We start from the raw sequence: 14,797 nt of genomic DNA, 5'->3' as shown, positions 1-14,797 counted from the left end.
CGGAACCGGGACGCGAACACTAGCTTCAGGTCATTTTTTAGCCGAGCCGGTGCTTTCCCAACTTGCCGTCTGACACATCCTCATCCGTCAGAAGAACAAATCGACCCGGAAGTAGATGGGGTGCTCACCGTGCTCGACGATGTCGGGACGCTCCAGCGAGCACCCGAAAGCCCCTCTGCCGTTCGTCTCCTGTCGCCGGAGTCACTTGCGCAAAGCAAGTCACCGGATTAGATTACAACCATAATATTTAGCCAAAGCGCTTTGTCCTCCGCTTTGCAGAGGCCGTTTCAGAGCGCCCCTATTACATGATGATATTAATCTAAATAGGTTCACCACCATGCGCAGAAGCCGCTTCGACCACATGCCCTGCCCCGTCGCCCAGGCCCTGGACCTGGTCGGCGACAGCTGGAACGTGCTGATCCTGCGCGAAGCCTTCTACGGCTCCAACCGCTTCGAGCAGTTCAGCGCCAACCTGGGCATCGCCAGCAACGTGCTGACCCGCCGGCTGCGCGCCCTGGTCGACAGCGGCCTCTTCGAGCGCAGCCGCTACAACGACCACCCGCCGCGCTACGAGTACCTGCTCACCGACGCCGGCCGCGAACTTCGTCCGGTGCTGCTGACCCTGCTGCAGTGGGGCAAGCGTCACGCCGCCGCCGGAACCGACGCCGTGCAACTGATCGATACGCGCAATGGCCAGCCGGTGCAGATCGCCCTGGTCGACGCCAACAGCGGCGAGCCCATCGGCCCGCAGCACCAGATTCGCCGTCGCGACGGCGCTCTGCTTTCCCCCACCCACGCCTGACGGTAGCCGCCATGAACCAGCCCGCCTCCATTGTCGTCACCCCGGCCGCCGACACGGCCAAACCCCGATCGCGCAAGGCACTGAAGCTGGCCATCGCCAGCGCGGCGCTGCTCGGCGTCGCAGCCTATGCCGGCCACTGGTGGCTCAACGCCCGCTTCCTGGAGAAGACCGACGATGCCTACGTCGGCGGCGACGTCACCGTCATCAGCCCGCGGGTGGCCGGCTACATCACCGAACTGCTGGTGAACGACAACCAGTTCGTCCATGCCGGCGACCTGCTGGCGCGCATCGACGACCGCGATTACCGCGCAGCATTGGCCAAGGCCGAAGGCGCGGTGCACGCCGAACAGGCATTGCTGGTCAACGTCGATGCCCAGGCGGCGCTGCAGGACGCGCTGATCCGCCAGAGCCAGGCGGAAATCGACGCCGCCAGCGCCGAGGAAACCCGCACCCGCGACGACCAGCGCCGCTACGCCACCCTGGTGCGTACCAATGCCGTGTCGGTGGAGGCCGCGCAGCGCGCCGACGCCAGCTGGAAGACCGCCCGCGCCAACAGCGACAAGGCCCGCGCCACGCTGCTCGCCGCGCGCCGTCAGCTCGACGTGATCCAGAGCCAGCGGCAGCAGGCCCAGGCCGCCCTGGAACAGGCCGTCGCCGAACGCGACCGGGCCCAGCTGGACGTGGGCTACACCGAACTGCGCGCGCCGGTGGATGGCTATATCGGCAACCGCCGCGGACGGATCGGCGGCTACGTCAGCGCCGGCACTCAGCTGCTCGCGGTGGTGCCCGCGCAAGGCTTGTGGGTGGACGCCAACTTCAAGGAAGACCAGCTGGCGCACATGCAGGCCGGCCAGGCGGTGACCATCGAGGCCGACATCCTGCCGGGCAAGGTCTTCCACGGCTATCTGGACAGCCTGGCGCCGGCCACCGGTGCGCAGTTCAGCATCCTGCCGCCGGAGAACGCCACCGGCAACTTCACCAAGATCGTCCAGCGCGTGCCGGTGCGGGTGCACCTCGACGCGGCGGACGGCAAGCTCGGCGACCTGCGCCCCGGCCTCTCGGTGGTGGTCGAGGTGGACACCCGCGCGCAACGCCGCGAGGCCGACTCGCGCGTCGCCCAGGAGCTGCGGCCGTGAACTTCTGGTCGGATGAGGTGGTGCCGGTCGAGAGCCTGTCCACCCGGCAGAAGGTGATCGCCTTCGCCTGCATGTGCGTGGGCATGTTCATCGCGCTGATCGACATCCAGATCGTCTCCGCCTCGCTGCGCGACATCGGCGGCGGCCTGTCGGCGGGCGCCGACGACACCGCCTGGGTGCAGACCAGCTACCTGATCGCCGAGATCATCGTCATCCCGCTGTCGGGCTGGCTGTCCAAGGTGATGTCGACCCGCTGGCTGTTCGCCGCCTCGGCCCTGGGCTTCACCCTCACCAGCCTGCTCTGCGCCATGGCCTGGAACATCCAGAGCATGATCGCCTTCCGCGCACTGCAAGGGTTTCTCGGCGGCTCGATGATCCCCATGGTGTTCACCACCGGCTTCCTCTACTTCGACGGCAAGCAGCGCGTGGTGGTGGCCGCCACCATCGGCGCCATCGCCTCGCTGGCGCCGACCCTCGGCCCGGTGGTCGGCGGCTGGATCACCGACATTTCTTCCTGGCCCTGGCTGTTCTACATCAACCTGGTGCCCGGTCTGTTCGTCACTGTCATCGTGCCGATCATGGTGCGCATCGACAAACCGGACTGGTCCCTGCTCAAGGGCGCCGACTACCCGGCCATGCTGCTGATGGCGGTGTTCCTCGGCTGCCTGGAATACACCATGGAGGAAGGCCCGCGCTGGAACTGGTTCAGCGACGACACCATCCTCGTCACCGCGTGGATTTCCGGCCTGACGGGCGTTGCCTTCATCTACCGCAGCCTGACCGCCGCGCACCCCATCGTCGACCTGCGCGCACTCAAGGAACGCAACTTCGCCCTCGGCTGCCTGTTCTCCTTCGTCACCGGCATCGGCATCTTCGCCACCATCTACCTGACCCCGCTGTTCCTCGGCCGGGTGCGCGGCTACAGCGCGCTGGACATCGGCCTGGCGGTGTTCTCCACGGGCATCTTCCAGGTGATGAGCATCCCGCTCTACGCGGCCCTGGCCAAGCGCTTCGACCTGCGCTGGATACTGGCGCTGGGCCTGGGCATGTTCTCCCTGTCGATGTGGGAGTTCTCTTCCCTCACCCATGACTGGGGCGCCGCCCAGTTGATGCTGCCGCAGGCGTTGCGCGGCATGGCGCAACAATTCAGCGTGGCGCCCACCGTGACCCTGGCGCTCGGCTCGCTGCCGCCGGCACGGCTGAAGCTGGCCTCCGGGCTGTTCAACCTGATGCGCAACCTCGGCGGCGCCATCGGCATCGCCGCCTGCGCCACGGTGCTCAACGACCGCACCAACCTGCACTTCCTGCGCCTGGCCGAACACCTGAACGCGCGCAACGAGGCGCTCGGCGAGTGGCTGGCGCCGCACTGGGACGCGGCCGGGGAAGTCAGCCAGCAGGCCTTGCGGCAGTTGTGGAACCTGACGTTCCGCGAGGCGCAGACCATGACCTTCTCCGACGCCTTCCTGATCATCGGCGTGTGCTTCGCGGTCACCCTGCTGCTGATCCCGCTGATGCACAAGATCGCCGCGCCGTCGCAACCCTCGGCCGACGCCCACTGAAGCCGGAAATGAAAACAGGGTGACCCTGGTCGCCCAGGAGTCACCCTGCTTGCGTTGCCGAGTATCAGGTCGGCAGCAGACCCGCCTTGGCCGCCATGGTCAGGGCGAGGTCTTCGATCATGTCTTCCTGGCCGCCCACGGTGCCACGGCGACCCAGCTCCACCAGCAGCTCGCGGGCGGAGATGCCGTAGCGTGCCTCGGCGCGCTTGGCGAACAGCAGGAAGGAGCTGTACACGCCGGCATAGCCCAGGGTCAGCGCGTCGCGGTCGAGACGGATCGGGTGGTCCATCATCGGCACCACCAGGTCTTCGGCCACGTCCATGATGCGGTACAGGTCCACGCCGCTGTCCACACCCATGCGCTTGAGCACGGCGACGAAGACTTCCAGCGGGGTGTTGCCGGCGCCGGCGCCCAGGCCCGCGACCGAGCCGTCGATGCGCGCGGCACCGGCCTCGATGGCGGCCAGGGAGTTGGCGATGGCCATGCCCATGTTGTGGTGGCCGTGGAAGCCGACCTCGGTGTTCGCCTTCAGCTCGGCGCGCAGCAGGCCGATCTTCTCGCTGACTTCATCGGGCAGCATGTAGCCGGCCGAGTCGGTGCAGTAGATGCAGTTGGCGCCGAAGCTTTCCATCAGCCGCGCCTGTTCCAGCAGCTGCTCGGCGCTGACCATGTGCGCCATCATCAGGAAGCCGACGGTGTCCAGGCCCATCTCGCGGGACATGCCGATGTGCTGTTCGGAAACGTCCGCCTCGGTGCAGTGGGTCGCCACGCGGATGGTGGAAACGCCGCAGCCGTGGGCCATCTTCAGGTGCTCGACGGTGCCGATGCCCGGCAGCAGCAGCGCCGAGACCTTGGCCTGCTTGAGCCTGGGAATCACCGCCTCGAAGTACTCGCGGTCGGTGTGGGCCGGGAAGCCGTAGTTCACCGAAGCGCCGCCCAGGCCGTCGCCGTGGGTGATCTCGATCAGCGGTACGCCGGCGTCATCCAGGCCGGTGGCCACGGAAACCATCTGCTCCAGGCTGATCTGGTGGCGCTTGGCGTGCATGCCGTCGCGCAGGCTCATATCGTGCAGGCGCACGCGCTTGCCTTGCAGGTTCATGGGTTGTCTCTCCTCAGCGGGCCGGCAGTTGCAGGGCGCCCTGGTGGGCTTGTTCGGCGAACATCTCGGCAGTGCGCAGACCAGCGGCGGTCATGATGTCGAGGTTGCCGGCGGACTTGGGCAGGTAGTCGCCCAGGCCTTCCACTTCCAGGTACACCGAGACGCGATTGCCATCGAACACCGGGCCGTTGATCAGCTTGTAGCCCGGTACGTAGCGCTGCACCTCACGGATCATCTCGTGCACCGAGGCGCGGATGGCCGCCTGGTCCGGCGTGCCGGCGGTCAGGCAGTGGATGGTGTCGCGCATCATCAGCGGCGGCTCGGCCGGGTTGATGACGATGATCGCCTTGCCCTGCTTGGCACCGCCCACCTGCTCGATGGCGCCGGCGGTGGTGCGGGTGAATTCGTCGATGTTCTTGCGCGTGCCCGGGCCGACCGAACGGGAGGACACGGTGGCGACGATCTCGGCGTAGTCCACCGACTGCACCCGCGACACCGCCGCCACCATCGGGATGGTGGCCTGGCCGCCGCAGGTGACCATGTTGACGTTCATCGCCAGGTTGCCGGCGTGCTCGGCGAGGTTCACCGGCGGCACGCAGAACGGGCCGATGGCGGCCGGGGTCAGGTCGACCATGATCACGCCCAGCGCGTTGAGCTTGCGGCTGTTCTCGGCATGCACGTAGGCGGAGGTGGCGTCGAAGGCGATGCGGATGTCGTCGTCGAGCACGTGCGGCAGCAGGCCGTCGACGCCGTCGGAGGTGGTCTTCAGGCCGAATTCACGGGCGCGCGCCAGGCCGTCGGAAGACGGGTCGACACCGACCATCCAGACCGGTTCGATCCACTCGGACCTGCGCATCTTCATCAGCAGGTCGGTGCCGATGTTGCCGGGGCCGATGATCGCGGCCCTGAGTTTCTTGCTCATGGATGACTCCTATGCACGGAAGGACACCTGGGCGCTGCCCAGGCCGTCGATGTCCAGTTCGAAACGGTCGCCCGCCTTCGCCGGCTCCAGCGGCACCAGCGAGCCGGAGAGGATGATTTCGCCAGCCTTGAAGGGGATGCCGAAGGCGCCCAGGGTGTTGGCCAGCCAGGCCACGGCGGTGAGCGGGTTGCCCTGCACCGCGGAGCCTTTGCCCTCGCTGATCTGCGCGCCGTTCTTGAACACGCGCATGCGCAGGTTGGGCAGGTCCAGTTCGCGCGGGTCGCGCTCCACTTCGCCGATCACGAACACACCGCAGGAGGCGTTGTCGGCCACGGTGTCCTGGATGCGGATCTTCCAGTCGTTGATGCGCGAGTCGACGATCTCGAAGCAGGCCATCACGCATTCGGTGGCGGCCAGCACGTCGGCCTCGGTCACCCCGGGGCCCTTGAGGTCGTGCTTGAGGCGGAAGGCGATCTCGCCCTCCGCGCGCGGCTGGATCAGGTTGTTTTCCGACAGCGAGATGTCGGCGCCATTGGCGAACCACATCTTGCGGGTGATGAAGCCGAAGTCCGGCTGGTGCACGTTGAGCATGCGCTGCACGGCTTCGGAGGTGACGCCGATCTTCTTGCCGACCAGCTCGTCGCCGTCGGCCAGGCGCTGTTCGAGGATCAGGTGGGAGATACGGTAGGCGTCCTCGACGCCAATCTGCTCCCAGCGCTCGGTCAGCGGTGCGACGCTGCGGCCTTCGACCAGCGCGCGGTAAAGCTCCTGGGCATACTGCTGCTGAAGCTGCTGGCTCATGCCGGGGTCTCCTCGAGGAAGGCCAGCACTTCGCGGTTGAACAGCGCGCGATGCTCGACCATCACCCAGTGCCCGCACTCGCTGAGCAGCACGAAGCGGATGTTGCTGCAGGCGTCCATCAGCGTCTGTGCGCCGCTGGAGGGGCAGAATTTGTCGTTCATGCCCCAGAAGCCGAGGATCGGGCAGCTCAGCTGGGCAACCTGCGAAGCCAGATTCGGCACCTGCATGCGGGTCAGCACACAGCGCGGCTGTTCCTTGACCACGGCGACGCGCTCGTTGACCGTCTCGTCGCTGATCTGCGAGGCATCGAAGAGCTGCAGCGAGAGCAGGCGGCGCATGCCGGCGGCGTCGTTCAGCTCGCCGTTGGCGAAAGCGGCGCCCATCTTCTGGATGCCTTCCATCTGCAGGTAGTACTGCTCCTTCTCCATCAACCCACCCGGCGCCATCAGCACCAGGCGCGCGATGCGCTGCGGCTGCAGCAGGGCCATCTTCATGGCGATGGCGCCGCCCAGGGAGTTGCCCACCAGGGTGCAGCGCGGGATGTCCAGGGCGTCGAGCAGGCCGAACATGGCGTCGACGAAGAAATCGAGGGTGTAGTCGGTTTCCGGCTTGTCGCTGGCGCCGTAGCCGGGCAGGTCCGGCACCAGCACGCGGTGGCCGGCGGCGGCGAATTCCGGGTAGTTCTGCTTGAAGTTGCTGTGGCCGCTGGCGCCGGGGCCGCTGCCATGGATGAACAGCACGGCGTCGCCGCTGCCGTTGTCCAGGTAATGCAATCGGAGTCCGTCGTTGAGGGTGACGAAGTGCCCTTGCGGCAAGGCGGCCATGGCGTCGCTCCTGGCATTGGAATGTGCCGGGATTATTCGGGCGCCCTGGCGGGGGCCACATCGTCCGAGAGGACTACGGGTGGTTTCGTGCACATCACGCTCACCTCGTAGGATGGCGTGGAGCGCAGCGATACCCATCAATCACGGCAGCGACCGCATGGGTATCGCTGCGCTCCACCCATCCTACTGGCTGATGCCTCCAGGAAAGTCCGTGCCTGCGATTCCCCCTCACCCCAGCCCTCTCCCCCCGGGAGAGGGCTGGGGTGAGGGGCCGCAGGTCAACGCCTAGCTCGCCGCTAACGTAGGGCGTACAACCGTTCGCGGTTGTACGCCGATACACCGAACGTACCCACAACGCCGTGGTTGAACCGGGCGAATCACGGACATGCCCCTAGTCCCTTCGGACGTGGGCGCGCGAGGCCGTCGCGCCTAGGCTGGAAGCCTTCCCCATCGAGGAGCGGACATGACACGAGCATTGGATTTCAGCGGCCAGGTGGTACTGGTCACCGGCGGCGGCAAGGGCGTTGGCCGGGGTATCAGCCAGCGTTTCCTGGAACAGGGCGCCGACGTGGTGATCTGCGGCCGCGAAGCCCCTGAGCAATTGCCCAGCCACAACGGGCGGGAAGCCTGGTTCGTGCCCTGCGACGTGCGCGACTTCGAGCAGTTGCAGGCGCTGATGGCCGCCATCGACGAGCGCCACGGGCGCCTGGACGTGCTGATCAACAATGCCGGCGGCGCACCCTATGCCGATGCCGCGGAGGCCTCGCCGCGCTTCTCCGAGGCCATCGTACGGCTCAACCTGCTGGCCCCGCTGAACCTCTGCCAGCTCGCCAACCAGCGCATGCAGAAGCAGGCGGGCGGCGGCGCCATCGTCAATATCTGCAGCGTCAGCGCCGTGCGCCCCTCGCCGGGCACCGCCGCCTATGGCGCGGCCAAGGCCGGGCTGCTCAACCTGGGCCGCTCGCTGGCGGTGGAATGGGCGCCGAAGGTCCGGGTGAACGCGGTGATCGGCGGCCTGATCCGCACCGAGCAGAGCCACCTGCACTACGGCAACGAGGACGGCATTCAGCGCGTGGCCGACACCATCCCGCTGGGACGCCTGGCGGAGCCGGGCGACATCGGCGATGCCTGCCTGTACCTTGCCTCGTCGATGGCGTCTTACGTCAGTGGCGCCGAAATCGCCGTCCATGGCGGCGGCGAACGTCCGGCCTTCCTCGAAGCGGCACAGGGGTAAGCCCATGCTCAGCGCCCGTCACGATCTCGTGCTCGACCTCACTCCCGAAGCCGCCTGGGCGCGCCTGCGCGACCTGAGCCTGGCACCGCACTATGTACCCGGCCTGACCGGCTGCGAATTCCACCCCGGCCCGCGCGACGGGTTGGGCGCCAGCCGCCGGGTGCTGATGAAGCGCGGCTTCCTCGATGAAAGCGTGATCGAGTGGCGCGAAGGCCAGGGCCTGGTGCTGCGCCTGCACCGCGCCGAGGAAGGACCGCCCTTCCCGTTCCGTGAGGCCAGCTTCCGCTATGCGCTGCAGCCGGAAAGCGGTGGGCGTACCCGGCTGAGCCTGAGCCTGGATGGCGACCTGCGGGGCGGGCGTTTTGGCGAATGGCTGCTGGCGGGTGCGCTGAAGAAGACCGTGGCGAAGATCGCGGTGAATCTCAAGGCGTTCTACGAGACCGGACGCACGCAGAACGCGGATTACACCCCGTAGGATGGCGTAGAGCGCAGCGAAACCCATCGAGCTTGAGTGCCGCGACAGCATGGGTTTCGCTACGCTCTACCCATCCTACGAAGAGCCGTCCCGCGCCACCTCGAAATGCCCACGGAAGATCGTCTCGACGATCCGCCACTGGCCGTCCAAGCGCTGGTAGCGGTCCTGGTAGAACCCACCCAGCTGCCGGGTCGCCCCGGTCTCGCCGTCGCGGTTCTGGTAATGCAGGGCCCAGCGCGCGCTGGCGTTGTCGGCATCCTCCAGCTCGATCTCCGGATTCGCCGCATGGTGCAGGTCGATCACACGCGGCACGCAGGCCAGTTCCTGGTACAGCGCGAGGAACGGCTCACGGTCACGGAACACGCCCAGCGGGCCGTAGTCGATCAGCACTTCGCCACCCGCGAAGCAGGCGCGGATCGCCTCCACGTCCTTCAGGTCGCAGGCGTTGAGGTAGCGGTGCTTGAGCTGGCGGATGGCTTCGAGCGCCTCCAGGCGCTCGAGTCGTTGTTCCAGGTTCATTCCGGTCTCCTCTCCACGTTGAGGTCACCCCAGTAGGCCTTCATCGAACGGATGCGGCCGTGCTCGTCGAACTCCATCACGTCGATCACGTGCAGGCTGCACGGCGCGCCGTTCCAGTTCAGGTCGACGCGGAACGGCATGGCGCCGCAGCCGTTGCCGGTGACCCGCACCGGCCCGGTGAGCTGGGCGCTGGCCTCGGCGCGACCGAGGCCCTCGCGGTAGAAACGGGCGATGGCTTCGATCCCGACCAGAGGCTTGGCGCCCACCGGGTCTTCGACCACCGCGTCATCGGCATAGAGCGAAAGGATGCCGTCGATGTCACCGGCATCCACCAGCTCCACGTAGCGCGCCATGCGCCGGCGGATCAGTTGGGCGTCCATCAGGCCACCTCGAACAGCGCGGCCGCGCCCATGCCACCGCCGATGCACATGCTCACCACCACGTAGCGCACGCCACGGCGACGGCCTTCCAGCAGCGCGTGACCAGCCATGCGCGCGCCGGACATGCCGAACGGATGGCCGATGGCGATGGCGCCGCCATTGACGTTCAGGCGTTCGTCGGGGATGCCCAGCTTGTCCTGGCAGAACAGCACCTGGCAGGCGAAGGCTTCGTTGATTTCCCACAGGCCGATGTCGTCCACCTTCAGGCCGTGGCGCTTGAGCAGCTTGGGCACCGCGAAGACCGGGCCGATGCCCATCTCGTCGGCGTTGCAGCCGGCCACCGCCAGGCCACGGTAGATGCCCAGCGGTTGCAGGCCACGGCGTTCGGCCTCGCGGGCTTCCATCAGCAGCGACGCCGAGGCGCCGTCGGACAGTTGCGACGCGTTGCCGGCGGTGATGAAGCGCCCCGCTCCGCTCCACTGGCCGCCCTGCCAGACCGGCTCCAGCGCGGCGAGGCTGGCCAGGGTGGTGTCGGCGCGGTTGCATTCGTCGCGGTCGATCAGCACGGACTCGTGGCGGCTCTCGCCGGTCGCCTTGTCCACCACCAGGCGCTGCGCGCGCATCGGCAGGATCTCGTCGGCGAACAGGCCACTGCTCTGCGCGGCGGCGGTGCGCTGCTGGCTGAGCAGCGAGTAGGCATCCTGGGCTTCGCGGCTGATGTTGTAGCGGGCGGCGACGATCTCGGCGGTCTCGATCATCGGGATATAGGCCGCCGGATCGCGCTCCAGCACGGCCTGCGACTGGTTGCGGTAGGCGTTCTTGTGCTTGTTCTGCACCAGGGAGATGGACTCCAGGCCACCGGCCACGGCGATGTCCAGCTCGTTGCAGGCAATCGACTTGGCGGCGGTGGCGATGCTCATCAGGCCGGAGGCGCACTGGCGCTCCATCGCCATGCCGGCGACGCTCGACGGCAGGCCGCCGGCGATGGCGCAAAGGCGGCCGAGGTTGTAGGACTGGGTGCCCTGCTGCGCGGCGGCGCCAATGATGACGTCCTCCACTTCGCCCGGCTCGACGCCGGCGCGACGGACCACCTCGGCCACCACTGCGCCGCCCATGGCAGGGGCTTCGGTGTCGTTGAAGGCGCCGCGGAAGGCCTTGCCGATGGCGGTACGGGCGGTGGAGACGATTACGGCTTCTCTCATGTGCGATTCCTCAAATTAATCTCAGGTCGGCGCCGAGCTTTGATCTGTAGGAGCGAGCTTGCTCGCGAACTGACCTCGCAGCGGGGCTTGTTCGCGAGCAAGCTCGCTCCTACGAAGAGCCGGTTAGGCCGGGTAATAGCGACTGATGGTGTCCACCACGCAGCCGGGGCGGTCTTCGCCCTCGATCTCGACGCTGACGCGCACGGTGGACTGCACGCCGCCCTTCACCGCCTCGGCGGCGACCAGCTCGGCGCGGCCGCGCACGCGGGCGCCGGCCTTGACCACGCTGGGGAAGCGCACGCGGTCACAGCCGTAGTTGACGCCCATGGAAATGCCGCGCACCTCGACGATCTGCGGCAGGAACAGGTTGACCAGCGACAGCGTCAGGTAGCCGTGGGCAATACAGGTGCCGTAGGGGCCGCTCGCAGCGCGAACCGGGTCGACGTGAATCCACTGGTGATCCCCGGTGGCCTCGGCGAACTGGTCGATGCGCGACTGCTCGACAGTGATCCACTCGCTCTCGCCGAGGACTTCGCCGACGCAGGCCAGCAACTCTTGCGGATGTTCGAAGATGCGCGCCATGTCAGGCCCTCTGGCTGGAGACCGACAGCACTTCGCCGGTCATGTAGGAGCTGTAGTCGCTGGCCAGGAACATCATCACGTTGGCGATTTCCCAGACCTCCGCGGCACGGCCGAAGGCTTCGTTGGCGGCCAGCTTGTCCAGCAGTTCCTGCGGCGCGGATTTGCGCAGGAAGTCGTGCAGGGCGATGCTCGGGCTCACCGCGTTGATGCGGATGCCGTGCTCGGCCGCTTCCACGGCGGCGCAACGGGTCAGCGCCATCACCCCGGCCTTGGCCGCGGCGTAGTGGCTCTGTTCCTTCTGCGCTCGCCAGCCGAGCACCGAGGCGTTGTTGACGATGGCGCCGGCGCGGCGCTCCATCATGTACGGCAGCATGGCGCGGGTCATGCGCATGGTGCCGGTGAGGGTGACGTCGAGGACGCGGTTCCACTCCTCGTCGACCATCTCCACCACCGAGCGCGAGCCGCCCAGCCCGGCGTTGTTGATCAGCACATCGACACCGCCCAGGCGTTCTTCTGCGACGGCCACCAGGGCGCGCACCTGCTCCTCGTTGGTGACGTTGCAGACCTGCCCGTACACCGCCTGCAGCCCGCAGGCCTGGCGGATGCGCTCCACCGCTTCGTTCAGGCGGCCTTCGTGGATATCGCTGATCATCAGCGCGCGGCAACCTTCCTCGGCGGCGCGCAGCGCGGCGGAGAAGCCGATGCCGGCGCCCGCAGCGGCGGTGATCAGCACCGATTTGCCGCGCAGCAGGCCGCGGCCGGATACGTATTCGGGTTTGAGCATGGTGAGTCTCCTTACTGCGGGCCCTGACGGGGCGCCTTGGGTTCTTTGGGCAGGCCGAGGGCGCGCTCGGCGATGAGGTTGCGCTGGATCTCGTTGCTGCCGCCGTAGATGGTGTCGGAGCGGCTGAACAGGAACAGGCCCTGCAGGCGGCTCAGCTGGTACGGGCCGCCATCGAGGATTTCCGCCTCGGCGCCGAGCACGTCCATGGCCAGCTTGCCCAGGCGCGCGTGCCAGTCGGACCAGCACAGCTTGTAGATCAGCGCTTCGCGGCGCAGGCCGCTGTCCTGGCCGCCCGAGAGCATGCGCAGCGAGTTGTAGCGCAGCACCTTGAGCCCGCCCCAGGCCTCGGCGAGGCGCTGGCGCAGCAGCGGGTCGCGGGCGGCGCCGTTGGCGCGGGCGATGCGGATGATCTCGTCCAGCTCGTTCTGGAACTGCATCTGCTGGCCGAGGGTGGACACGCCGCGCTCGAAGCCCAGCAGCGCCATGGCGATCTTCCAGCCGTCGCCCGGCGCGCCGAGCAGGTTCTCGGCAGCGGTCTCGGCGTCGTCGAAGAACACCTCGTTGAATTCGGAGGTGCCGGTGAGCTGCTCGATCGGCCGCACGGTGATGCCCGGCTGATTCATCGGCACCAGCAGGAAGGCCAGACCGTGGTGGCCGACGCTACCCTGCTCGCTGCGGGCGATGACGAAGCACCACTCGGATTCGTGGGCCAGCGAGGTCCACACCTTCTGCCCGTTGATGCGCCATACGTTGCGCTCGGCGTCGAAAGAGGCGCGGGTCTTCACGGCGGCCAGGTCGGAGCCGGCGCCCGGCTCGGAGTAGCCCTGGCACCAGAACTCACGGCCGCTGACGATACCCGGCAGCAGCCGGCGCTTCTGCTCGTCGGTGCCGAAGGCGGCGATGGTCGGACCGGCCAGGCCCTCGCCGATGTGGCCCATGCGGCCGGGGCCGCCGACGCGGGCGTATTCCTCGTGGAAGATCACCTGCTGGTTGATCGACAGGCCGCGCCCGCCGTGTTCCTTCGCCCAGCCCACGCAGGTCCAGCCACCGTCGGCGAGCTTGCGCTCCCAGGCTTTGCGTTCCTCGGGGAAGCTGTGCTCGTCGCCCGGGCCGCCACGGAAGCGCAGCGGCTCGAACTCGCCGCACAGGTTGTCCGCCAGCCACTGGGCGACTTCGGCGCGGAAGGCCTCGTCGGCGGCGTCGAATCCGATCTTCATGGGCGTTCCTCCAGGATGGCGGCGGCGATGCGCTCGCGGTGCCAGGCCGGCGTGCCGAACAGGCTTTCGCTGGCGCGGGCGCGCTTGAAATACAGGTGCGGGTCGTATTCCCAGGTGAAGCCGACCCCACCGTGCAGCTGGATCGACTCGGCGGCGCCGTGGAAGAAGGCTTCCGAGGCCTGGGACTTGGCCAGCGCGGCGGCCAGCGGCAGCTCGGCGGCCAGCGCGGAATCGCCCTGCCCGTCCAGCGCTTCCTGGGCCACGCAGGCGGCGTAGTAGAGCGCGGAGCGCGCGCATTCCACCTGCAGCATCATGTCCGCCATGCGGTGCTTGAGCGCCTGGAAGCTGCCCACCGGACGGCCGAACTGGCGGCGCTCCTGGGTGTAGGCAACGGTCAGGTCGAGCGCCTGCTGGGCGCCGCCAACCTGCTCGGCGGCCAGGGTCACGGCGGCCAGTTGCAGGACCTTGTCCAGCGCCGGCCAGGCAGCGCCGGCCGCGCCCAGCAGGGCGTCGGCGGGCAGGTAGAGACCGTTCAGTTCGACCTCGGCCAGTTGGCGGGTCTGGTCCAGGGTCGGCAATGCGCGGCGCTGCAGACCTTCGCTGGCGGCGGGCACGGCGAACAGGCAGACGCCCTCCTCAACCTGGCTGCCGGCCAGGCGCGCGGGGATCAGCAGCAGGTCGGCGCTGTGGCCGTCGAGCACCGGACGCAGGCGGCCGTCGAGGACGAAGCCGTCACCTTCGGGGCGCACCTGCACCTGTACCGCACTAGCGTCCGGCGCACCTTGGGCACCGAGTGCCAGGGTGGCGCTCAGGCTGCCTTCGGCCAGGCCGGGCAGCCAGCGTGCCTGCTGCGCCTCGTTGCCCAGCACGCGCAGCGCGCACACGGCCAGGGTGCTGGCGAAGAACGGCAGCGACGCCAGACGACGGCCCAGTTGCTCCTGGACGATGGCCAGCTCGACGAAGCCCAGGCCCAGGCCGCCATGGGCCTCGGGCACCAGCAACGCCTGCCAGCCGAGTTCATCGCGAATGCGCTGCCAGAGCGCCAGGTCATGACCGCCGGCGGCCATGGCCGCGCGCACGGCGCTGGAGGGTGAAGCATCGGCGAGGAAGCTTTCCGCGCTGTCGCGGATCATCTCCTGCTCGTCGGTGAAGGCGAATTCCATGGGAAGCGGCCCTGTCGGTTCAGATGCAGGGCAGTCTGGCGGGAGATGGTCAGGCGGGAATCGTCCGAATGGACGTGGGGGGGAAGCGATGAAGCTGG

At 67.9% G+C, this 14,797-nt stretch carries 16 protein-coding genes; 5 read left to right on the top strand and 11 right to left on the bottom strand.

The genetic code is table 11. From position 1 onward, the window contains the following. Positions 1-337: 337 nt before the first annotated feature. The 3 genes from GA645_RS12245 to GA645_RS12235 all read left to right on the top strand — a co-directional run bounded on the left by GA645_RS12245 (position 338) and on the right by GA645_RS12235 (position 3,497). On the top strand, positions 338-802 hold the full coding sequence (locus GA645_RS12245; RefSeq protein ID WP_152223089.1) for a helix-turn-helix domain-containing protein: 465 nt from the start codon (positions 338-340) through the stop codon (positions 800-802). An 11-nt stretch (positions 803-813) separates the two neighbouring features. Beyond that, positions 814-1,938 (top strand): HlyD family secretion protein, encoded by a 1,125-nt coding sequence (locus GA645_RS12240; RefSeq protein WP_152223087.1) that lies wholly within the window; start codon positions 814-816, stop codon positions 1,936-1,938. A 71-nt stretch (positions 1,939-2,009) separates the two neighbouring features. Further along, the gene (locus GA645_RS12235) at positions 2,010-3,497 is read left to right on the top strand and encodes a DHA2 family efflux MFS transporter permease subunit (protein ID WP_152228056.1); all 1,488 of its coding nucleotides are present in this window, start codon (positions 2,010-2,012) and stop codon (positions 3,495-3,497) included. Positions 3,498-3,561: 64 nt separating this feature from the next. Here GA645_RS12235 and dmpG read toward each other — a convergent pair whose 3' ends face one another. From dmpG to GA645_RS12215, 4 genes are read right to left on the bottom strand one after another with little or no spacing between them, the layout of a single operon-like run. After that, positions 3,562-4,596 carry a 4-hydroxy-2-oxovalerate aldolase gene (gene dmpG, locus GA645_RS12230; RefSeq protein WP_152223085.1) on the bottom strand — a complete coding sequence of 345 codons (1,035 nt, stop codon included), beginning with the start codon at positions 4,594-4,596 and terminating at the stop codon, positions 3,562-3,564. A 13-nt stretch (positions 4,597-4,609) separates the two neighbouring features. Beyond that, complete coding sequence (locus tag GA645_RS12225) at positions 4,610-5,518, bottom strand: acetaldehyde dehydrogenase (acetylating) (protein ID WP_152223083.1); 909 nt, start codon at positions 5,516-5,518, stop codon at positions 4,610-4,612. Between the two features lie 9 nt (positions 5,519-5,527). Beyond that, positions 5,528-6,319, bottom strand: a complete 792-nt coding sequence (locus GA645_RS12220) for a fumarylacetoacetate hydrolase family protein (RefSeq protein ID WP_152223081.1) — start codon at positions 6,317-6,319, stop codon at positions 5,528-5,530. Continuing rightward, on the bottom strand, positions 6,316-7,143 hold the full coding sequence (locus GA645_RS12215) for an alpha/beta fold hydrolase (RefSeq protein WP_152223079.1): 828 nt from the start codon (positions 7,141-7,143) through the stop codon (positions 6,316-6,318). The genes GA645_RS12220 and GA645_RS12215 overlap by 4 nt, the downstream gene beginning before the upstream one ends. A 463-nt stretch (positions 7,144-7,606) precedes the next feature. Here GA645_RS12215 and GA645_RS12210 point away from each other — a divergent pair, with 463 nt between their 5' ends. Next, entirely contained in the window at positions 7,607-8,377 is a 771-nt protein-coding gene (locus GA645_RS12210) for an SDR family oxidoreductase (RefSeq protein WP_152223077.1), read from the top strand. A 4-nt stretch (positions 8,378-8,381) separates the two neighbouring features. After that, the gene (locus tag GA645_RS12205; protein ID WP_152223075.1) at positions 8,382-8,852 is read left to right on the top strand and encodes an SRPBCC family protein; all 471 of its coding nucleotides are present in this window, start codon (positions 8,382-8,384) and stop codon (positions 8,850-8,852) included. Between the two features lie 75 nt (positions 8,853-8,927). On the opposite strand, the gene GA645_RS12200 is transcribed toward GA645_RS12205, so the two are convergent. From GA645_RS12200 to GA645_RS12170, 7 genes are all read right to left on the bottom strand, one after another. Then, complete coding sequence (locus tag GA645_RS12200; protein ID WP_152223073.1) at positions 8,928-9,371, bottom strand: nuclear transport factor 2 family protein; 444 nt, start codon at positions 9,369-9,371, stop codon at positions 8,928-8,930. Continuing rightward, positions 9,368-9,754, bottom strand: a complete 387-nt coding sequence (locus GA645_RS12195) for a nuclear transport factor 2 family protein (protein ID WP_152228054.1) — start codon at positions 9,752-9,754, stop codon at positions 9,368-9,370. Before GA645_RS12195 ends, GA645_RS12200 begins: the two co-directional genes overlap by 4 nt. After that, a complete protein-coding gene (locus GA645_RS12190; protein WP_152223071.1) occupies positions 9,751-10,953 on the bottom strand; it encodes an acetyl-CoA C-acyltransferase in 1,203 nt (400 codons plus the stop codon). Before GA645_RS12190 ends, GA645_RS12195 begins: the two co-directional genes overlap by 4 nt. A 123-nt stretch (positions 10,954-11,076) precedes the next feature. Further along, entirely contained in the window at positions 11,077-11,535 is a 459-nt protein-coding gene (locus tag GA645_RS12185) for a MaoC family dehydratase (protein WP_152223069.1), read from the bottom strand. Between the two features lies 1 nt (position 11,536). Further along, a complete protein-coding gene (locus GA645_RS12180) occupies positions 11,537-12,319 on the bottom strand; it encodes an SDR family oxidoreductase (RefSeq protein WP_152223067.1) in 783 nt (260 codons plus the stop codon). A gap of 11 nt (positions 12,320-12,330) precedes the next feature. Next, entirely contained in the window at positions 12,331-13,536 is a 1,206-nt protein-coding gene (locus tag GA645_RS12175) for an acyl-CoA dehydrogenase family protein (protein ID WP_152223065.1), read from the bottom strand. Continuing rightward, on the bottom strand, positions 13,533-14,699 hold the full coding sequence (locus GA645_RS12170; RefSeq protein WP_152223063.1) for an acyl-CoA dehydrogenase family protein: 1,167 nt from the start codon (positions 14,697-14,699) through the stop codon (positions 13,533-13,535). The genes GA645_RS12175 and GA645_RS12170 overlap by 4 nt, the downstream gene beginning before the upstream one ends. Positions 14,700-14,797: the final 98 nt, after the last annotated feature.

It is taken from the genome of Pseudomonas sp. SCB32, from assembly GCF_009189165.1.
Classification (GTDB): domain Bacteria; phylum Pseudomonadota; class Gammaproteobacteria; order Pseudomonadales; family Pseudomonadaceae; genus Pseudomonas.
Note: the sequence above shows the minus strand (reverse complement) of the source record. Positions and strands in the feature narration are given on the sequence as shown.